General features: G+C 55.8%; 23 protein-coding genes. 11 read left to right on the top strand and 12 right to left on the bottom strand.

The window, feature by feature from the left end; translation table 11 throughout:
- From flgB to HUW52_RS09175, 3 genes are all read right to left on the bottom strand, one after another.
- Positions 1 to 408 carry a flagellar basal body rod protein FlgB gene (gene flgB / locus HUW52_RS09185; protein ID WP_007917581.1) on the bottom strand — a complete coding sequence of 136 codons (408 nt, stop codon included), beginning with the start codon at positions 406 to 408 and terminating at the stop codon, positions 1 to 3.
- Positions 409 to 778: 370 nt separating this feature from the next.
- Positions 779 to 1606, bottom strand: a complete 828-nt coding sequence (gene cheR / locus HUW52_RS09180; protein WP_016983976.1) for a protein-glutamate O-methyltransferase CheR — start codon at positions 1604 to 1606, stop codon at positions 779 to 781.
- A 46-nt stretch (positions 1607 to 1652) separates the two neighbouring features.
- Complete coding sequence (locus HUW52_RS09175; RefSeq protein ID WP_007917585.1) at positions 1653 to 2585, bottom strand: chemotaxis protein CheV; 933 nt, start codon at positions 2583 to 2585, stop codon at positions 1653 to 1655.
- A gap of 82 nt (positions 2586 to 2667) precedes the next feature.
- Here HUW52_RS09175 and flgA point away from each other — a divergent pair, with 82 nt between their 5' ends.
- The 4 genes from flgA to HUW52_RS09155 all read left to right on the top strand — a co-directional run bounded on the left by flgA (position 2668) and on the right by HUW52_RS09155 (position 5255).
- Positions 2668 to 3429 (top strand): flagellar basal body P-ring formation chaperone FlgA, encoded by a 762-nt coding sequence (gene flgA / locus HUW52_RS09170; RefSeq protein ID WP_026000512.1) that lies wholly within the window; start codon positions 2668 to 2670, stop codon positions 3427 to 3429.
- 148 nt (positions 3430 to 3577) lie between these two features.
- On the top strand, positions 3578 to 3904 hold the full coding sequence (gene flgM, locus HUW52_RS09165; protein ID WP_007960324.1) for a flagellar biosynthesis anti-sigma factor FlgM: 327 nt from the start codon (positions 3578 to 3580) through the stop codon (positions 3902 to 3904).
- A gap of 48 nt (positions 3905 to 3952) precedes the next feature.
- Positions 3953 to 4420 carry a flagella synthesis protein FlgN gene (locus HUW52_RS09160; protein WP_175553463.1) on the top strand — a complete coding sequence of 156 codons (468 nt, stop codon included), beginning with the start codon at positions 3953 to 3955 and terminating at the stop codon, positions 4418 to 4420.
- Positions 4421 to 4508: 88 nt separating this feature from the next.
- Positions 4509 to 5255, top strand: coding sequence for a flagellar brake protein (locus HUW52_RS09155; RefSeq protein ID WP_095123064.1), 747 nt, complete (start codon positions 4509 to 4511; stop codon positions 5253 to 5255).
- Between the two features lie 72 nt (positions 5256 to 5327).
- Here the strand turns inward: HUW52_RS09155 and HUW52_RS09150 are convergent, their stop codons facing one another.
- The 4 genes from HUW52_RS09150 to HUW52_RS09135 all read right to left on the bottom strand — a co-directional run bounded on the left by HUW52_RS09150 (position 5328) and on the right by HUW52_RS09135 (position 10511).
- A complete protein-coding gene (locus tag HUW52_RS09150; RefSeq protein ID WP_175553462.1) occupies positions 5328 to 6707 on the bottom strand; it encodes an MFS transporter in 1380 nt (459 codons plus the stop codon).
- 68 nt (positions 6708 to 6775) lie between these two features.
- Positions 6776 to 8017 (bottom strand): glutamine synthetase family protein, encoded by a 1242-nt coding sequence (locus HUW52_RS09145; RefSeq protein WP_175555657.1) that lies wholly within the window; start codon positions 8015 to 8017, stop codon positions 6776 to 6778.
- A 200-nt stretch (positions 8018 to 8217) separates the two neighbouring features.
- Positions 8218 to 8910, bottom strand: coding sequence for a sensor histidine kinase KdpD (locus tag HUW52_RS09140; RefSeq protein ID WP_016983970.1), 693 nt, complete (start codon positions 8908 to 8910; stop codon positions 8218 to 8220).
- Entirely contained in the window at positions 8907 to 10511 is a 1605-nt protein-coding gene (locus tag HUW52_RS09135) for a tetratricopeptide repeat-containing response regulator (RefSeq protein ID WP_175553461.1), read from the bottom strand. Before HUW52_RS09135 ends, HUW52_RS09140 begins: the two co-directional genes overlap by 4 nt.
- Positions 10512 to 10729: 218 nt before the next feature.
- On the opposite strand from HUW52_RS09135, the gene HUW52_RS09130 reads away from it, so the two are divergent.
- Together HUW52_RS09130 and HUW52_RS09125 are read left to right on the top strand one after the other, a co-directional pair.
- Positions 10730 to 12097, top strand: coding sequence for a lysozyme inhibitor LprI family protein (locus tag HUW52_RS09130; RefSeq protein WP_175553460.1), 1368 nt, complete (start codon positions 10730 to 10732; stop codon positions 12095 to 12097).
- Positions 12098 to 12350: 253 nt separating this feature from the next.
- Entirely contained in the window at positions 12351 to 13562 is a 1212-nt protein-coding gene (locus tag HUW52_RS09125) for a site-specific integrase (RefSeq protein WP_256668031.1), read from the top strand.
- On the opposite strand, the gene HUW52_RS09120 is transcribed toward HUW52_RS09125, so the two are convergent.
- Entirely contained in the window at positions 13559 to 13978 is a 420-nt protein-coding gene (locus tag HUW52_RS09120) for a hypothetical protein (RefSeq protein WP_175553458.1), read from the bottom strand. The two genes, HUW52_RS09125 and HUW52_RS09120, sit on opposite strands and share 4 nt — an antisense overlap.
- Positions 13979 to 14221: 243 nt before the next feature.
- Between HUW52_RS09120 and HUW52_RS09115 the strand changes: the two genes are divergently transcribed.
- The 4 genes from HUW52_RS09115 to HUW52_RS09100 all read left to right on the top strand — a co-directional run bounded on the left by HUW52_RS09115 (position 14222) and on the right by HUW52_RS09100 (position 15412).
- The gene (locus tag HUW52_RS09115) at positions 14222 to 14422 is read left to right on the top strand and encodes a helix-turn-helix domain-containing protein (RefSeq protein ID WP_175553457.1); all 201 of its coding nucleotides are present in this window, start codon (positions 14222 to 14224) and stop codon (positions 14420 to 14422) included.
- Between the two features lie 29 nt (positions 14423 to 14451).
- The gene (locus HUW52_RS09110) at positions 14452 to 14607 is read left to right on the top strand and encodes a hypothetical protein (protein WP_175553456.1); all 156 of its coding nucleotides are present in this window, start codon (positions 14452 to 14454) and stop codon (positions 14605 to 14607) included.
- 103 nt (positions 14608 to 14710) lie between these two features.
- The gene (locus HUW52_RS09105) at positions 14711 to 14947 is read left to right on the top strand and encodes a helix-turn-helix domain-containing protein (RefSeq protein ID WP_226499613.1); all 237 of its coding nucleotides are present in this window, start codon (positions 14711 to 14713) and stop codon (positions 14945 to 14947) included.
- Between the two features lie 63 nt (positions 14948 to 15010).
- Positions 15011 to 15412 (top strand): MarR family transcriptional regulator, encoded by a 402-nt coding sequence (locus HUW52_RS09100; RefSeq protein ID WP_085730383.1) that lies wholly within the window; start codon positions 15011 to 15013, stop codon positions 15410 to 15412.
- Positions 15413 to 15863: 451 nt separating this feature from the next.
- Here the strand turns inward: HUW52_RS09100 and HUW52_RS09095 are convergent, their stop codons facing one another.
- The 4 genes from HUW52_RS09095 to HUW52_RS09080 form a co-directional block, all read right to left on the bottom strand.
- Positions 15864 to 16190 (bottom strand): hypothetical protein, encoded by a 327-nt coding sequence (locus tag HUW52_RS09095; protein ID WP_175553454.1) that lies wholly within the window; start codon positions 16188 to 16190, stop codon positions 15864 to 15866.
- Positions 16187 to 16432 (bottom strand): hypothetical protein, encoded by a 246-nt coding sequence (locus tag HUW52_RS09090; RefSeq protein WP_175553453.1) that lies wholly within the window; start codon positions 16430 to 16432, stop codon positions 16187 to 16189. Before HUW52_RS09090 ends, HUW52_RS09095 begins: the two co-directional genes overlap by 4 nt.
- Positions 16429 to 16614 carry a hypothetical protein gene (locus tag HUW52_RS09085; RefSeq protein ID WP_175553452.1) on the bottom strand — a complete coding sequence of 62 codons (186 nt, stop codon included), beginning with the start codon at positions 16612 to 16614 and terminating at the stop codon, positions 16429 to 16431. The genes HUW52_RS09090 and HUW52_RS09085 overlap by 4 nt, the downstream gene beginning before the upstream one ends.
- Positions 16615 to 16734: 120 nt before the next feature.
- A complete protein-coding gene (locus HUW52_RS09080; RefSeq protein WP_175553451.1) occupies positions 16735 to 16962 on the bottom strand; it encodes a hypothetical protein in 228 nt (75 codons plus the stop codon).
- Positions 16963 to 17373: 411 nt separating this feature from the next.
- On the opposite strand from HUW52_RS09080, the gene HUW52_RS09075 reads away from it, so the two are divergent.
- Positions 17374 to 19047, top strand: a complete 1674-nt coding sequence (locus HUW52_RS09075; RefSeq protein ID WP_175553450.1) for a 5'-methylthioadenosine/S-adenosylhomocysteine nucleosidase — start codon at positions 17374 to 17376, stop codon at positions 19045 to 19047.
- The last annotated feature ends 372 nt before the right edge of the window (positions 19048 to 19419 follow it).

Below are 19419 nucleotides of genomic sequence, written 5' to 3'. Positions count from 1 at the left end.
TTACTCTCCGCGCAGGGCTGACACCAGCCCTTTGAATTTGCTGTTGAGCAGGGTGAAGCTGGCCTGGAAGCCGACGGCGTTTTCCGCGTAGTTCGACTGTTCCAGTTGGGCGTCCACGGTGTTCTGGTCGATCGAAGGTTGCATCGGCGTGCGATACATCAGCGATTCGTCGCCGTTGCCCAGGCCTTCAGCTTCGATGTGACGGCTGTTGGTCATGTTCAGGGCGATGGTGCCGTTGGCGTTTTTCTGGGTCTGTGCTTCAAGCACTTTGGAGAAGTCCAGATCCCGCGCCTTGTAGTTCGGGGTATCGGCGTTGGCGATGTTGTTGGCCAGCACTTCGGCACGCTGGGCGCGGAAGCCCAATGCCTTTTCGTGAATGCCGAGCGCTTTATCGAAGCTGATGCTCATGTCGGGAACCTTCAGGTGACCGGTTTTTCGTAACTGAGCTTTAGCAAGCGCCGTGCCAAGCCACAAAACCCCCATAAACCGGGGCTTTGCCGGAAGTCGGCAAAGCGGCAATGCCAGAAAAGCGGCAACCGGTTTCCGCCGGATGCCGCTTTTCTGCCGCTTGCCGTCCCATCACTATCACCGCCGGACAACTGTGGGAGCGAGCTTGCTCGCGAAGGCGGTGTGTCAGCCGATGCAAATGCAGAATGTGACGGCCTCTTCGCGAGCAAGCTCGCTCCCACAGGGATTTTTGGTGTTAAGGAGAATTTCTTCGGGCATAAAAAAACGGCAGGCCTTTGCGGGCCTGCCGTTTTTTGTGTTGCCGATGCAATCACTTCGCCTGGTAAATGATCCCCGGACTGCACTGCACCATCTGGTAATGGTCCGGCAACCCGTTCAGCGCTTCGGAAGCGCCAAGGAACAGATAACCGCCCGGCTTCAACGTGCTGTGAATGCGCAACAGGATGTCTTTCTTCACTTCGGCAGAGAAGTAGATCAACACGTTGCGGCAGAACACGATGTCAAACTTGCCCAGCGCGGCATAGCTGTCGAGCAGGTTGAACGAGCGGAACTCCACGCGATTCTTGATCGGCGCCTTGATCACCCAGCGCCCCGGCCCTTTCGGGTCGAAGTAACGCTGCAAACGTTCCGGCGACAAACCACGACCGATCGCCAGGCTGTCGTACTCGCCGGTCTTGCAGTTGGTCAGCATCAGGCCAGACAGATCAGTGGCAACGATCTGCACGCCCATCTTCAACTGACCGAGGTTGGTGCGCTCGAACTCGTCGATCGACATCGACAGCGAGTACGGTTCCTGGCCCGACGAGCACGCCGCCGACCAGATCCGCAGACGCTGGTTGGGGCTGGCCTTGATCGCTTCAGGCAGCACCTTGTTCTTCAAGACTTCAAACGGATAGGTATCACGAAACCACAAGGTTTCGTTGGTCGTCATGGCATCGACCACCTGCTCGCGCAAACCGCTGCGCGGCTGGGTCTGGATGCGCTGAACCAGCTCACCCAGGGATTTGATGCCTTGCTGCTCCATCAGTTTGTTGAGACGGCTCGAGACCAGGTACTGCTTGTTTTCACCGAGCAAAATGCCACAGGCTTTTTCCAGGAAGACCCGGAACTGTTCGAAATCCAAATTACCCGTAGACAATGATGCCGCCTCTTAAATCGTGTTGACTGCCAGGGACAAAACGCCCCTAGCTGATATCTGCTGCTTTGATCCGGTCGACTACCCGGGATGCCAGGTCATCAGGGCGGAATTTGGCTAAAAAGTCATCGGCACCGACTTTCTTGACCATCGCCTGATTGAATACCCCGGACAACGAAGTATGCAGGATGATGTGAAGCTTTTGCATGCGCGCGTCGCCGCGGATTTCCGCCGTCAGGGTGTACCCGTCCATCTCCGGCATCTCGATGTCGGAAATCATCATCAGGAACTCTTCTTCCGGCTTCTTGCCTTCATCGACCAGCTTGCGCAGGTAATCCAGCGCCTGCTTGCCGTCGTTCAGCGCCACCACTTCGACACCGATCGTCTGTAGACAACGCGTGACCTGCTTGCGCGCCACCGACGAGTCATCGACCGTCAAGACACGCAACGACAGTGCCTTGGTCTGGGTCTCGACATCGACCACGCCCACCGAAATCGCTTCCGGTGTCGGCGCAACTTCCGCCAGCACTTTCTCGACGTCGATGATTTCGACTAACTGATTGTCCACTCGAGTCACAGCGGTCAGGTAGTGATCGCGACCCGTGCCCTTGGGCGGTGGATGAATCTCTTCCCAGTTCATGTTGACGATGCGCTCCACCGAGCGGACCAGGAAACCCTGGGTCTTGGTGTTGTACTCCGTGATGATCACGAACGGGTTGTTCTTGTCTTTCAACGCTCCGGAACCGGTGGCCATTGCCAGATCAAGGATCGGAATGGTTGCCCCCCGGATATTTGCCACCCCGCACACGACAGGACTGGACTTGGGCATCAACGTCAGCGACGGGCATTGCAACACTTCCCGTACCTTGAACACGTTGATTCCATAGAGCTGCTGACCGTCAAGACGGAACAACAACAGCTCCAGGCGATTCTGCCCTACCAGTTGCGTGCGCTGGTTCACCGAATCCATTACACCAGCCATGCCCAGACTCCTACACCAACGCCAAGTGTTGTTGCGACGCACATTCATTGCTAAACGGCACGGCGCTTGCTTTTTAACTCGTATGAACGCTCAAACGACATTTTTCCGACACCTGACCTCCCGCGCTCGCAAAAGCCTTTGCGCGATGTCAGCCGTCTGCTGCTTTTTCGCTGGCAGCCCTGCCATTGCTGATGCGGTTACCTTGCCTGACATGCTTATCGGCGTCACTCAGGGCTTTCTTGAGTTCACCGTAGAAGACTATCTGGCTACCAGTCAAACGGAAGGCCGCTACGAAATCGAAGTAAACCAGCTCGACCCCCGTATGCGCATGCCTATGTGCGACAAGGAATTGACAGCCACGCTGGAGAGTCCGGCACGCCCGCTGGGCCGGGTTACCGTGAAGGTTCGCTGCGAAGGCGCCTCGCCATGGACCGTGTTCGTGCCCGCTCAAGTCCGCCTGTTTCGCGAGATTGTGACCACCACCCGACCGCTCAAACGTGCCGGGATTATCGAACCACAGGACGTGACCCTGCGTGAGCGCGACGTGAGCACGATCAACCAAGGCTTTCTGACCTCGGTAGACGAAGCGATCGGGCAGAAATTGACCCGACCAACGGTAGCCGATCAGGTCATTACCCTGGTTCATCTGGAACAGGCGGAAGTCATTCGCAAAGGTGATCAAGTGGTCATCACCGCCCGCAGCGGCACGCTCGCCGTGCGCATGCCCGGTGAAGCGCTGGCCAATGGCGGTTTGAAAGAGCAGATCCGCGTGAAAAACCTCAACTCGCAACGGGTCATCAAGGCGCAAGTCACCGCGCCGGGCCAAGTGGAAGTGGCGATGTAGAAAACTGGCGCTGACCTCGGCTGTTCCCTAAACTGTGCCGCAGCAGGACACGCGCCGGCGCATGCAAGGCTCATTGTAAATGTGCCTAAAGTTTTCCAGGGGATGGCCGAAAACATGGCAAGCGTCCAAATTCCCAGAGGTTTTTATCATGGTCATCGATTTCAGCCGTTTGAACAGCTCCTCGTCACTTACGGGCAGTACACGTACCAGCAACGCCAAGGAAACCGCCGAAACCGGCACCTCCGCGCCGCTGAATACCCCGGCCGAACAGGCCAGTACCGCAAAAAGCGGGGAATCGGTACACCTCAGCAATGAGGCTCAACAGTTGCAGAAGGTCACTGACAAGCTGCGCGATCAACCTGCTGTCGACAAAGCCCGTGTGGCCGAGTTGAAAGCCGCGATTGCCGATGGCAGCTATAAAGTCGACAGCAACCGTGTAGCCAGCAAACTGCTCAACTTCGAAGCCCAGCGCTAGGCCTTTGCCTGCGCCAGGCTTTTGGACGCTTAAAACCCAAGGCCAGCCATGCACGACACTAATTTATTGCAATTGATCAACGACGACTTTGCTCCAGCTCAACAATTGCTGGAGTTGTTGCAAACCGAATCCCTCGCGTTGCACGGTCGCGACATGCCCCTGCTGGAAGAAATTCTGGCGCACAAACAGGCGTTGATCATTCTGCTTGAACAGCATGGCCGCAAGCGCAGTGAAATCCTCGCCAGCCTCAATCTGCCGACTGATCGTACAGGTCTTGAGCAATTGGCTGGCCAGTCGAGCATTGGCGAGCAGTTGTTGACGCAAGGCGACGCATTGACCGATCTGATCGCTCAATGCCAGGCCGCCAACCTCAAGAATGGTCAGTCGATCCAGATCCAGCAGGCCGCCACGACCAATCAGCTGAAGATCCTCACGGGTGGTGAAGCGCCGGCGCTGTATAACGCCAGCGGTACTTTTGCCAAACCCGCCACACCGCGTCCGCTCAGCCAGGCATGAGCCGTTGATGCGCCAGCTCTATCAACCCGCGGAACATGCTGGCAAAATGCTGGCTAGTCGTCATATTTTGTCTGGAGATTGATAAACCGTGTCCAACGCCCTCAGCGCGGATGATGCTCCGCAGCCCCCTAAGGTGCTTACCACGCCACTGGAAATCTCCAGCAACCTGCGCCAGCTGCAAGAAAGCCACGATCCGCTGATCATCACCTTTCATGAGCGCAGCCAGCGCTTCCAGAGCTACCTGATCAAAGTTGACCGCGACAGCGCTTCGATCGCACTGGACGAGATGATCCCGCGTGATGGCGAACGCTTTCTGCTGGCCGGCGAGCCGTTCAAGGTCGAAGGTTTTCATGACGGTGTGCGCATTGCCTGGGAATGCACCGGCACACTGAACATCGAAGAGTCCGAAGGTGATCGTTTCTACACCGGCGAACTGCCGACCGAAGTGGTTTACCACCAGCGCCGCAATGCTTTCCGCGCCGCGCTGAAATTGACTGATCTGGTCAGCGTTGAACTGGGCGGCGAAAAGCTCAAGGCGCCGATCAACGGCAAACTGCTGGATATCTCCGCGACCGGCTGCAAGCTGCGCTTCGAAGGCGATATCACTGATCGTCTGCAATTGGGTCAGGTCTATGACCGTCTGATCGCCCCGCCGCTGTTCGGCAACCAGCCGACCTCCGTCGAACTGCGCTATCTGCACTTCGAAGAAAAACTCAACATCACCTTTGCCGGCCTGCGCTTCCACAACATCAGTGGTCAGGCCGCGCGCAACGTTGAGCGTTTCGTTTATCAGTTGCAACGTGAAGCACGCCGTTTCGATAAAGACGATATGTGATTCTTAGCGACAATAAAAAGGGCAGTCCCTGGCGGGGCTGCCCTTTTTTACGCGCGCTGTGTTTTGTTCAGTTCAGGGTCTGCCACCGCTGAGATCAGGCGCAGGATTATCGGTATCCGGTTCGACTTCTGCCGCAGGCTCTGCCTGAGTAGCAGGTTCAGGCTCGGGATTTGCCGGCGTCTGCACAGGGTCCTGCACCATCTGCTCCTGCACCACCTGCTCGTCGACCCGAGGGTCGAGGGCAGCCACCAGTGGCGAGCTGGACATGCTGTCCGGCATGGCCACGTGATGCAGCGGCGCGTCGTCGACCTGATGCAGATTGGTCACGGCTTTCGGCCGGATCCGCCACACCAGCACCAGCGCGAAGAAGCTGAAGAACGCATACAGGCTCTGGCTGCCGAACAGCTTCATCAGCACACCCGCCAGCAACGGCCCGATGCTCGCGCCGACCCCATAGGTCACCAACAACATTGCTGTCAGCGACACCCGGCGATCCCCTTCCACGTGGTCATTGGAGAATGCCACCGCCAGTGGATACAGACAGAACTGCACCAGCGAACAGAGAAAGCCAACCCCGAACAGCACCTCAAGCGGCACCTGCGGCAACACCGCCAACGGCAATGCCGCCACCGCCAGGAACCCGGCAAAGCAGCGAATCAGCAGCGCCCGGTCATAGCGGTCAGACAGCCAGCCCAACGGCCACTGCACCAGCAAACCGGCAAAGATGCAGCTACCCATGAACAGACCGACCTGCTCGGTCGACAGCCCCTGTTGCGAGGCATACAACGGCGCCAGACCGTAGAACGAGCCGATGATCAAACCGGCGCCCAGCACCGTACTCAACGACTGCGGCACCCGCTTGATAAAGAAGCGCGGCTCCATCGGCGCCGGATGCAGCGGCGCCGGGTGAATCCTTCGAGTCAATGTCACAGGCACCAGACACAGCGCGAAGCACAGCGCGACCAGCATCAGCAGTTCAAGACCCAAGCCCGGGTGCATGACCAGAATCAGTTGACCGAGCACCAGACCAAGGTATGAAGCGATCATGTAACCGCTGAACACCAGGCCACGCTGATTGGCGTCCGCCTGCTCGTTGAGCCAGCTCTCGATCACCATGTATTGGCACATCATGCCCAGACCGACGATGGTCCGCAGCACCAGCCACGCCGGCAGCCAATCGACCAGACCATGGCCAAGCACCGCCGCACCGACGATCCCGGCACACGCTGAATAAGCACGGATATGCCCGACCCGGGCGATCAGCCGGTGACCGATCTTGCCGCCCAGCACCAGGCCGAAATAGTTGGCCGCCATCAGCGCACCGACCCAGAGGCCGTCGACGTTGTCAGCGGCCAGACGCAAGGCCAGATAAGTGGATAGAAGGCCCGAGCCGATCAACATCATCAGCGAGGCGAAATACAGCGCTCGAAAGGATTTCCAGATTTGGCGCATCGGCGTTCCGAGCGGCTCCTTGCAGTAAATACCGGGCTATCAAACGATAGCCCGATGGCGACAGTTCGTCAGGCCTGGGCTGCTAGAACACGCCGTTCCCAGGGAGTGATTTCATCAAAGAAGCTGGTCAACTCCATGGTCTTCGAAGCGATGTAGCCTTCGATGAACTCCTGTCCGAACAGTTCCCTCGCCAATTGGCTACGTTTCAGACGTTCGAGCGCGGCGTGTAAGGTACACGGCAGCGAAAGATTGTCCGGCACCTCGAACTCCCCCTGAATCGCCTCGGTCGGTTCCAACTCGTGCTCGATCCCATGCAAACCGGCGGCCAGACTGGCAGCGATTGCCAGATACGGATTGGCATCGGCACCCGGCAAGCGGTTCTCGACCCGTCGAGCAACCGGCGAACTCGCCGGAATTCGCAGACCCGCCGCACGGTTGTCGTGGGACCAGCACGCGTTATTCGGTGATGCGTACGGATGGCACAGACGCTGATAGGAGTTCACGTTTGGGGCAAACAACGCGGTGAAATCAGCCATGCCTGCCTGCTGCCCACCAATGAAGTGGCGGAACATCGCCGTCGGCTCACCCTGCTCGTCACTGAAGACATTCTTGCCGCTGCGGCTGTCGACGATGCTCTGGTGAATGTGCATCGAACTGCCCGGCGTGTGCGCCAGCGGCTTGGCCATGCACACCACGCTCAGGCCGTGCTTGAGCGCGACTTCCTTGAGCAGGTGCTTGAACAGGAATGTCTGGTCGGCGAGCAACAGCGGATCGCCGTGCAGCAGATTGATCTCGAACTGGCTGACGCCCATCTCATGCATGAAGGTATCGCGCGGCAGGCCGAGGGCCGCCATGCATTTATAGACTTCATTGAAGAACGGCCGCAGACCGTTATTGGAACTGACGCTGAACGCCGACTGGCCATCCTCGCGGCGACCATCGAGGCCAACCGGTGGACGGAACGGCTGAGTCGGATCGCTGTTCGGCGCGAACACGAAGAATTCCAGTTCTGTGGCCACCACCGGCGCCAGACCGCGTGCCGCATACCGAGCGATGACCGCTTTGAGTTGCCCCCGGGTCGACAGATTGGAGCTTTCGCCGGTCAGTTCATCGGCGTCGCAAATGGCCAAGGCACGCGGGTCGTCACTCCATGGCAAACGATGGATCTGGGTCGGTTCGGCAATCAGCGCAAGATCGCCGTCATCACTGCCGTAAAACCGCGCGGCCGGGTAACCGCCCATGATGCATTGCAGCAGCACACCCCGCGCCAGCTGCAGACGCCGCCCTTCGAGAAAACCCTCGGCGGTCATCACCTTGCCCCGAGGTACGCCGTTCAAATCCGGCGTGACACATTCAATCTCATCAATGCCCGTCAGTCGCTGCGCGAGTGAACGCTGGCCATCGCTTGTCATGACGCAATCCTTGTTATTGTGCGAGCCGCGAACGGCGACCCGTACAAAATAGGCTCCGGCTGTTCGGAATATCAAGCAGCGTCAAACAAAAACCCGTGTCACGGCAGATAAAGGCTGAACACCCCGCCGCCGAGCGGTCCGCCGTTGCTGATTTCGGTGCGACCTTCGACGCCATTACGCTGATGCAGCGCGGCGATGCGATTGGCGAAGTACAGGCCAAGCCCGGTGCTGCCGCTGCTGTGATTGATGCCCTGCACGTAATCGGCCTGACGTTCAAGCATCTCGACCGGATAGCCGTCGCCGTCATCATTGATGCTCAGCACCAATTGCCCGGCTTCGTCGCTGACGGTGATCAGCAACGATTCGCGCGCATAACGAATCGCGTTGTTGATGCAGTTGCCCAGCACCGAGGCGATCAGCTCGCGATCGAAGAAACCCAGCGGGCTCAGCGGATCGACTTCATAGGTGGCGACGATGCCGCGACTGGCGAACACCTCTTGATGCGCCGCCAGTTGCGCCTCGATGAAATCGTCGAGTTCGTGATAGGCCGGTTGCAGCGGCATCTGGTTAACGCCGAGCTTATACAACCCGAGCAACTGCACCAGCATGCCGTTGAGGTGGGCGAACTCGAAGTCGATCACGCCCGGCTCCGTGCCTTCGCGCAGCTCTTGCGGCAACCGCGCCAGCCATTGGCTGTGGGCCTGCATGAGCATGGCCAGCGAGTTCTTCATGTCGTGGACGGTGGAGGCGATCACCGTGGAAAAATCCAGAGATTGCTCGTCGTGGTTCATTCGCCAAACGCCTTGCTTTTCAGCTTCTGATAACGCGCAAAACGCGCGTCGGTGTCGGGCATCAGGCCAACCATTTTCAGGCAGGCCCGACATTCTTCCAGCTCCGCCGACGGCACACTGGTGTCGGTGCCGTGGAGCAGCGACTGGGCCATGTTCAGCGCGATACTGATGTTCTTCGGTTGCATCTTCAGCGCCTTGCGGAACACCTCGCGGGCCTCCACCAGATTGCCGGTCTTGTACACACGCACGCCCTGACGGTTGAGGTCGGCGGCGGCGTTGCTGGAACTGAGGATCGTCGGATCATCGGTGAGCTTGGCGATGTCTTTCATCACCGCCGGATCGTCGCCGTAGATTTCCGCACAGCTCTTGAGCATCGAAGTGCCCGCCTCGGCCTGACCAAGCATCTGCAACTGTTTGGCGACCAACAGCGCCGCCTCCGGACTCATGAATTGCTCCATACCGTCGAGGCGCATCATGGCTTGCTCGGTGAGCTTGTCGGCAGTCTCGGCATCGTTGAGCAGCAGGCTGGTGGCCTTCATCAGGCGTGCACGAATCTGCAGGCCCGGGTCGGTCGGGTTCTCTTTGGCCACGGCGCTGAGGGTGGTGTTGATCTCCAGCCGCGTGCGCGTGTCGAGACCGCGCTCACTGCCCTTGCTGATCAGCGCATGGGCGAGACCGAGGTTGCTTTCCGGGTCCTTGAAGCGTGACTGCGCGCCTTGCGACACCGCTTGACGATAGGCGCGCGAAGCGGTTTCGAAATCCTCGTTGGTCATCGCCAGTTTGCCGAGCAAGGCCTGACGACGCACGGCCAGCGGCGACAAGCGAATCGCCTCTTCCAGCACCTGCTGCGCGCCTTTGGTGTCGCCTTCGGCAACCAGCACGTCGGCCATACCGTCGTACAACGACGGCATCATCGGGAACACCTTCAGCGCTTTCTCATAAACGCCTTTGGCCTGCGCCACCTGACCGCGCTTGAACAGCAACTTGCCTAGTCCGGCAAACGCCCATGGCAACGGCCGGTCGGCGATGATGCTGTCGTAAAGCCGTTCCAGCGCTTCGTTCTGGTTCATGTCGCGCAGCGCATCAGCGCGGTAGCGCAGGCACAGCGGCGAATAACGAATGTCCTGCTTGCACAGGGCAATACAGGCATTGAGCACCTCGACCGGTTTGCCGCGATCAAGGGCTTGCAGAATCGGTTTGAGCAACGTCTTGCGCTGCTCCAGACGCTCCAGGCGCTGCGCCAGCCCGGAACGGTTGAAGGGCTTGGTCAGGTACGCATCCGGCTCGTGCTCCAGAGCACTGAGCACCATCGCCTGACTGGTCTCGGCAGTGACCATGACGAACACCGCTTCATGGCTGATCAGCTTCTCCAGCATCAGGTCTTCGAGCACCTGCTGGCCGTTCTTCTTGCCGTCGCCGAGATGGAAATCCTGCAGGATGAAATCGTAGGACTTCTGCGCACACATCTTCAGCGCCTGCTCACCGGTATCCGCAGTGTCGACGTCCTTGACCCCAAGTTCGCGCAGCATCGAACGCACGGAACTGCGGAAATCCGAGAAATCATCGACGATCAGAAAACTCTTTTGGTGATACGACAGCATCGAAGATTTCCAGGCAATTGAAGAGGATGAATCGCGGCAATTTCAGGCGCGCAGATGATAGCTGGCGGCCAAATGCTATCAAGCGATTTCGCGCGACTTTTAAGTCACCGAGTGGGTTATCGGCCACCAGTGGCGTTCTCTGAAGCCGGCGCTTCAAGATTCCTCGTTCTGCGATTACTCTGCGCGGCTTCTTGGCTTTCCACTACAAGGTTGCTCTCGTGTACATCAAAGGACGTTGCATCGTGTCCGCCTGTGCGCTGCTGTTTTTCCAGCAGGCGATGGCGGCTGGAATGGATTGTGCAAAAGCGGTGACAGCCGTGGAAAAAACTATCTGTGCGAATACCGGTTTGTATGAACTGGATACGCAGATGGGCGAGGTTTACCGGGATTTGTTTAAGGCCTCCAACGAGGGCCAGCCGGAGCTCAAACGCACCCAGCGACTTTGGTTGAAAGTACGCAACCAGTGCGCTGAAGACAGCACGTGCCTGGAGCAAAGTTATCGTGATCGGCTGAAGCTTTTGCAGACGCAGCAAATAAGTGTCGTCGCCCACCAACCGACCGGTATTGATAAACAAGCGATGGAAGATCTTCAGCAAAGCTTTCTGGGGGCAAGTAAAGGCGCCAATCGGGAAGTTGCGGTGGAGCGAGTGCTGGCATCACTGGTCATCGACACTGGAGAAACTTCCTTTGCAGGTGATCTGGACAAAGACAACCCCAGCGAGCAGACGCACTTTCCGAAAAACATGCCCAAAGACGTCACTGCGGATGAATGGCAGGCCTTGATCGCCTCAAACATTGATGGCGCAGCAGAAACAGGCCAAACCTCATATTCGCTGCTCGATATGAATGGCGACGGGCAACGGGACCTTATCGTCCAGACCTATGCCGGTGGCACCGGCATGTTCACCTACGTGGAAACCTGGCGTCGAGACGGCGAACGTTTCGTCAAAAGAACTGCCGAGCCGCAGAGTTCCTTGTTCTACACCAATGATCGCGGCGCCAACCAATCGGTGTACTGGATCAAGGTTCGCGGCAATATTTACGCGGCCTACCGAAACGGCGCCTATGGCGTCGATCACGTGTACTTGCTCACCCCGCTGAAAATCAACTGTGATGTACCTACCGTTACGGTTCGCTATGCCTACTACCTGAACGTGCCCTCGACTCAACCCAAAGAAGACGGCATCAGCACCTTCGAACTGGAACCAGGTCTGCGCCTGACGCTCAACCGGGCAATCACTAAGGCCAACGACGATCAAACCCGTCACGACGCGGCAAAGCGCACTCCCCTCTGCCCGATACCTGCGACAGGTGCGGGAGAAAACGATTACTACAGCTACGGCCCGGTGCATTACACCGTCGAGGATGTTTTCGATTTACCGGTGATAATCGGTAAAGACTGCTACATCGGAAAACTGGTCGACTGGTTTGGCAGCTACGACGAAAAGCACGGTTTGTCCGCCCAACTGGCACTGCGCAAACCGGACGTTGAGGCAGGCGGGCGCAGTTACGACGTCAATGGGCGACGGCATGTGACGGAGGTGAGCATCTCGATTGGCAAGGCGGACGGTGGCGCGGCGAACTGACTCCCGTCTCACGCGCATGAAAAAGCCCCGGCAGGTCATCCTGTCGGGGCTTTTTTCGGACGTTTGTCCCGCCCTGAATAATTGGTGTCCCAGGGCAGGTTCGAACTGCCAACCTTCCCCTTAGGAGGGACAAATCAGATCCAGCAGGATCAGGCATAAGCCCAATATTACTGGTCCTATTCGTCCCATTGAGTCCATGAAAACAGAGCGGTATAGTGCTTTTTGCTGCCACCTTGCTGTCACGGTCGAATCCTTGAAAACCAAAATCACCCAAAAGCTCATTGGCAGCCTGGCCGCCGAGGCGAAAGCATACCGCGTGCATGACACCGTACAACCGGGTTTCTTTATCCGCGTTCTGCCCAGCGGTCACAAGTCCTATATGGTCACATGGGGGCGCAACAAGAACGCCACCCTGGGGCGCGTTGGTGTCCTCACGCTCGATCAAGCCAGAACCGAGGCCGCTCAGTACTTGGCCGACGCGCACGCCCACGGCGAGCCACTGGCAGTCGCTCAGGGTCGAAAGGGGACCGCCCTGCCCTCTCTTCGCGAATTCATCGACGACATCTATATGCCGTGGTTCAAGGCCCACCACAAAGGCCACGAGAAGACCCAGCACACGCTTAACAACAACTTCGAAGCAATCATGTCCCAGCGTCTCGATGCGATCACTGGACGCGACCTTGACCAGATCCGTACTGGATGGATGCAGTCAGGCAACAAGCCGTCGACGGTCAATCGAAAAATGGGTTCCATCAGCGGGGTATTCAGCAGAGCAGTTGAATGGGAGTACATCGATACCCACCCGATGGACAGGCTCAAAGCCTTAAAAGTCGACTCGATGGGACTGGTCCGCTACTTAGATGCTGAAGAGACAAAACGGCTCCGTGAAGCGCTGGACGCCCGCCAAGACGAAGCAAGGGCAGAGCGCGAGAGTGCGAACAAGTGGCGAGCGGATCGCGGTAAGGAACTGATGCCGAGCTTGCTGCAGGTCCCGTTCACAGACCACCTAAAGCCTATGGTCCTGGTATCGCTGAATACAGGCATGAGACGCGGAGAGCTGTTCGACCTGAAATGGTCCGCGGTGAACTTCCAGACGAAGACGATCACCGCCGCCGGCGCCACCACCAAAACAAGTGACACACGACACATCCCGATGAACAAGGAAACGGTGCGCGTGCTGGAAGACTGGAAGAAGCTGGCCGGCAAATCTGAATATGTGTTCCCGAGTCAGGAAGGCGGCCGTCTGGAGGACGTTAAAAGCGCCTGGCTCAAGCTGCTAGAGCGAGCCAATATCGAAGGGTTCCGCTGGCACGATATGCGTCACGATTTCGCGTCACGCCTAGTGATGGCCGGCGTACCGCTCAATACGGTACGGGATCTGCTGGGGCACGCCGACATAAAGATGACGCTGAGGTATGCCCACCTGGCACCTGGGACGAAAGCCGCCGCAGTAGAGCTCATTTAGAACGGCGGTTCGTAGGGGACAATAGTTCTACTCTCTTTGTTGTCCTCGACATGATTCAGCAGTTCCTGCCACCAGTGCCGAAGATTCTGTCGATCGATTCGCCCCACGCCCGGCACCTCCCAATATTGAGCGTTATCCCCCGTACCAGGAGTAAGAAAGAATTTCGACGCTTTAATGGTTTCCCATAGGCGCTGCTCTTCGTAAGTGATCAGTGAAGGCAGGTAATGACACAGCTGAATAAATCGTTCACTTTCGTCCGTTGACCAAATCTCGCTCACGGCACTAAGCAGAGACATGGGATGTGCTTCGCCGCCAGAAACAAACGGCGCATCTAGGTCGAAAGCTATCTCCTCAATCGCAGCCTCCACCACCCCAGTGATGGATTGACGACGGATGCGTGATATCAACTCGATCATCAGCTTAACCTTTGGATCAAGGCGCAACGTCAGCGTCTCTGTCTTACGTGCTCCTTGACTCGGCTTATTTTTCGCCATTCCGCTTTACCCACCAAATTTACGCCTGAAGCGAATCCTACCTTTTGCGTCCGCCGAAGTCCATGCGATTGCAATCAGTCAGTGATTGCAGTTGACGTGCAATACTTACAGCAATATTCTTTTGTTGTACCTCGCCCTGTCGGCAGAGGATTTGGAGATGCCCCCATGGAACAAGCAAATCAGGTAAGCCCGCTATCGGTGAGCGTCGAAGATGCCGCGCGGATTGTCGGGTATTCGCGCTCTGGTGTTTATGAGCTGATCGCCTCGGGCGACCTGAAGGCGTTCAAAATTGGCCGCCGCCGGTTGATCCTGATGACAGAGCTTAAGGCGTGGGTTGAGCGCGCCGCGAAGGACGGTGCGCGATGATCTTGGAATTTACCGATAAGGAGCAGCTGATGCTTCAGTCCGCCTGCGACACGTTCCAGGCTATGCAAGGAGTGAGCACCACTACCACCAAATACGAACGACTGTACAAGCGCTGGGAGGAGGAGAAATCCGCCGTCCTTTGGCTTGTTCTAAGTCGCTTTGTCGACGAGCCGAGCGACAAATGATCAGGGAGGAATTGCGAAGGAATGCGCGAGAAGTTGCCAAGGCGGTGCGGGAACACCGCCTAGGCGAAAACACACTGGATAGCACCAACGTGAAGGGCAAACTATGACACGCCATTCTTCAACTGAGCAAGACCGCAAGATGATCGACGCGCTGAGAAACGGCCCGATCTCCTCTGTCGAGGCCGCCCAGGCACTCGACATCGTTCAACCACCAAGCACCATCCGCCGCCTCAGGAAAAAGGGGCACGAAATCCAGACCTACTGGACGCATCAGTCCACGGAGCCGGGGCGACCGCCTCACCGAGTGGCCAAATACATCCTCCTGCGCGAAGCGTCGTAACCCAGCGAAGCGGAGGTGTCCCCACCTTTGGGGATATCTCCGCACCTGCCTGCGAGTCACTGAATGGCCAAGAAAAAAATAGCCAAATCAAATTGGGGGCCTAGGGGGGCGTTCGCCAAGCCGAAGGTTCTCATGGCCCAGCAGGAATACCGGGAAATGTCATGGGCTGCCCGCAAGGTCTTGGAAGTCCTGGAGTACCAGTTCAACGGGAGAAACAACGGCAATCTCGCAGCAACGCACGTAATGATGGCCGACTGGGGCGGGATGTCCAAAACGGTATTGGCTGCATCCCTGAGAGAGCTCACTGAGCGGAATCTGATTCAGAAGACGAGGGGGTACGACCGGAGCCGGGACAATGGCAGGCCGAACCTTTATGCACTGACCTGGCTACCGATCGACGAGTGCCCGGGCGCCGACCTCGAGGAAGGCCCAACAGAGACGCCAAAGCGGAAATTACTCCTCTGATCAACAGAATTTCTAGTCCAGAAAATGGACTACACCAGTCCAGAAAATAGACCCACATTTTCTGGTTACGTCCGGTTGTTCCAGAGCATAAAAAAACCAGTCCAGAAAATGGACTGCTTTAGCCGGTTTCAAGGGTTTTGTGAGTCCAGAAAATGGACACCTTTATAAATTACCATCCCCATAGGGGGTTTTAGATGATCCAGAACTTCAAGCAAGGTCGCTGTATTGGCATGGACTACAGGCAGTGTGCGCAAGCTGGTGGAATGACATTCCTTGTCGTCGATTGGTTGCCTTGGACTACCGCGGGTTACTGCCGTGAATGCGCGCGCTCGCTCCGTCCAGATCTGATAGCGAACTTCGAAAGCTCGCGACGGGGTTGATACCCTGATGGAAAAAGGCACCACCCCGTTGCAGGGTAGTGCCTTCGATACTACGAAGCTTTCGTAGTTTGTCAGTCGATGTCTGTAGGAACGAACTGCTCAGCACCAGACCGCAGCGAACGGAGACCAATCACCGCCGCCCGGGCTACGCGATCGATGAATCCCGTTTCCAGACTTGTACAGCGCCCTCCCATTCCCACGATCGCGAATTTGATCGCATGGAACGCCTCTGTTTCGTCGTAGGCGGCCAGCTCGGCAATCTCGGCATCGAAGCAGGCGATACCCTTCTCCCAGTCCCCAGGCACGCCGTAGTTGTACCGCGGCCAATTGATAAGCCGACCGGCATCATCGCGCTGTGTGAAGCTCAGGTCGTCCCGTGATCGAATAGAGGCGCTCATTGGGCCACCTCCGCCGCGTCGAGCGCCTTCTGCATCTGCTCAACTTCGCTATCGACGTAGTTCGCCCAGTCGTATCCAAGAAAGCTCCCGAGACTGGCGAGCTCTTCGATGTCGTGCGACTTGCCGCGCTTCAAGTCCTTCGTGATGGCGTTGAACAGCACTCGCATATTAGTGATGCGTTCGTGCGTGGCGCGCAGCAGTTCAAGGGCTTCGTCGGCGATACGGGCGGCTGGCTGGTTCATTGCGCACCCCCTACGCAGATTCCGCGGAATGGCGCGGCGCCTGGCAGAACCTTCACGCTGATGTCGCCGAGGATCTTCAGTGGCGCCAACTGGGCCAGCTTGATATTGGCCGGCAGCACCATGGTGGTTATGACCTGGCCGTGCGCGTCCAAAATTTGGATGGTATTCTGTTTAAATTGCATGACGTGTCCCTTTAGTTACGTCGTGTGATCGCCAAGCCGCTGTTGACGCAGCGGCTTGGCACCTTTTCTGTGATGGCTCAAAACAGAGCCATCGATTCAATCGGCAAAATATTCCGCCGGTTATTGCTTAGCCTTCTCGCTGATCCAACCTGCTGCCCAGCTCAGAGGGTCTTTCGACTCCATCGGCTTGAGTGGCTTGCCGTCTCGGGCTGCCTGCCTGCCCTCCTCCTCTGTTTCACCGTGAATCCATACGGTTGTTTGCCTAAAACCAGCTTCGCGCTGACGCTCTTTGTAGATCCTCTGGCGATCGGCCGCAGATAGTGGGCGTTTCGATTCTTCCTTCTTCACAACAACCTCCGTTAGCAGTCACGACAGGCCAATAATGGATCATCGTTAGCAGTCACGCAAGAGGAAGGGTGCAAAAAAATTGCACCCCGGAGATGCTCGGACTTTTGCTCACATCTATCTCACAGATCCGGAACTGAGCTCCCAACCTTGCTGATGGGAGACCTGGGTGAAATACTTTCTGGTTCGATTATCAGGCTAAAAAAGTGACCAGGCTCGGCTCGTGCTTTCACACTGAAGCTCTAAATGGGTGGATACAAAAAAACGCGAATTCGAGTAAAAAATACTTTTCTACACTGGTAACAGGCAAACGTAGTCGATAACATTCAAATGTTTTCTTTGTCATAGGGGGGGCGCAATGGGCGCTATGGCGTTTTACGTTATCGGCTGGTTCGAACCCAGTCTCCCCGACCTATGGCGATAATCCAAACGAGATGGAAGGTTCTGATAGATCTTCCAGAAGAGAGCCTGTCGTCACTGCTAACTATATTTAATGCTGATACTGGTAAGTCGTTCATTCGTACCTTAGGCGGTAGAACCGAATTTGCATTTAACCCTCAAACCTTGCACTGCACGAATCGATTTTACGATCTACTCCGTGTTTGTTGCAAAAAATATGGATTCGACGGGAGCAAATTTCCATTTAAAAATATTGAATCTGGAATTATTTTTAACTTCAGATTCCGCCTGTATGGCAAAAAATTACTGGCAATGGAAATTGAGCGACAAGCACTGCCAACTGATGAAAACACAGACATATTAAAACTTAGCATACTTCGTAATGACAAATCGCTAAAGCATCTAGTTCTGTCCATCATAGGGCTCATCAAGAGCCCCCAAAAGAAAAATTTCAAGCCTGCCGCGGACTGGCCAAAAACCTACATCTGCAATTGCATTACAGGGGCGCACAATGAACTTCCTAATACGCGCCAGTTAGTTCAGCTTCTCACGAGACATAGAAATCCCTCTGCAATCACTGTGGAGCATGTGACGAATAAGAATAGCCCACTACAAAGTGACGACTCAACACTATTAATTGATCGTCAAGGCATCCTCGCGGTTATTCCTGACGAATTGAAATTTGACCAAACTGTCACACGCAGATTCTTGGCAGCAAGCAACACTCTCGAGCTGGTCGCCTGCACTGAGAGGATGATTGAGAAAAAGACATTATCAACCTTAACCAGCTTATCAATCGCAGATTTGTCGTTTTACTTCAAAAAACCTGAAAAAAGATTTTTACATAGTATGTCATCCAAACTAATTTGGCAGCAAACAGCTGCTGAATTCGACCTATCGCCTACGCAATGGATTGAAGTGGAACAAGAAATGCAAACTAGGGAAACAGCTGGTCGCGGTGATCGTATACTCCTTATAATCACTGCTCTTGAATCAGAGGCCGCTCCGTTTTACGCGCGCATGATAGACCCAACGCCTGTATCATATGGCGACTTCATCGTAACCCGCGGACTATACGAAACCTCAAGTGGCACCCTTAATATCTATTTGTTCTCAGTCGGTGTTGGCAACACAAAATCCGCAATTAACACCTCGAGACTTTTAGAACTACTGCGACCAGATCTAACGATATTTAGCGGAATCGCAGGTGGCCGCAAAGAGGCAAAAATAGGAAGTGTAGTTGTGGCAAGCCTTGTATACAACTACGAATCAGGCAAAGAAACTGAATATAAACTATTACCGCGTCCTCGCATTTTTGGACTTTCTCCAAAAGCAGAGTCTTTGGCGACTGCTTTTCTAACTCGAGACAGGGGCATAGAAAAACCTTATGAAACGTTCTTTAAACCAATTGCGTGCGGAGAAAAACTAGTAGGAAGTACCGGTGGTAGATCAGCAACGACCATTGCTACAACCTATGCTGATGCATTGGCAATTGAAATGGAAGGCTTTGGTTTTTTAGCTGCCATGAATGAAACCGGCATTCCTGGAATACTGATTCGCGGGATATCAGACCTACTGGACAACAAAGAACAACAAGAAGACCACCCGCTCGCTATAAATAACGCAGCTGATCTTGCATTTCGGCTGATTGATTTTTTTGATCAAATCACACCCGCAAGTCAAAATTAAAATCAAAGCAATCTCACAGCCATACCAAGGGTCAGAATATTAGCTCTGACCTTTAATGAGTTACAACCTCAAAAGTTGATATCTAGAAGCATGATCATCGTAGTCACACTTTAATCTAAGTACGGTAGATTCATAAACAAGAAAGGGGTAAAACTATGCTAACCTAGCTTTACAAGAATCGTCCTCATCGTTCAAACACTTTGATAGCGCCCTAGCGTAATAGACACAGTGTGTGACGTTTAGATCTTATTGAGACGTTTTTGGTCTCGCTGTGCTACCCCTAATCTGACGTTGCACGAAGATAGCAGGCACCGATCGCGTCCTTACCCTGGGCTCGCGCCGCCGTGACAAGACGCACCAGCATCCGATTGC

Source organism: Pseudomonas sp. 43A (genome assembly GCF_013363935.1).
GTDB classification, from domain to species: domain Bacteria; phylum Pseudomonadota; class Gammaproteobacteria; order Pseudomonadales; family Pseudomonadaceae; genus Aquipseudomonas; species Aquipseudomonas crudilactis.
The sequence above is the reverse complement of the archived record's forward strand: the minus strand, read 5'-3'. Positions and strand labels throughout refer to the sequence as shown.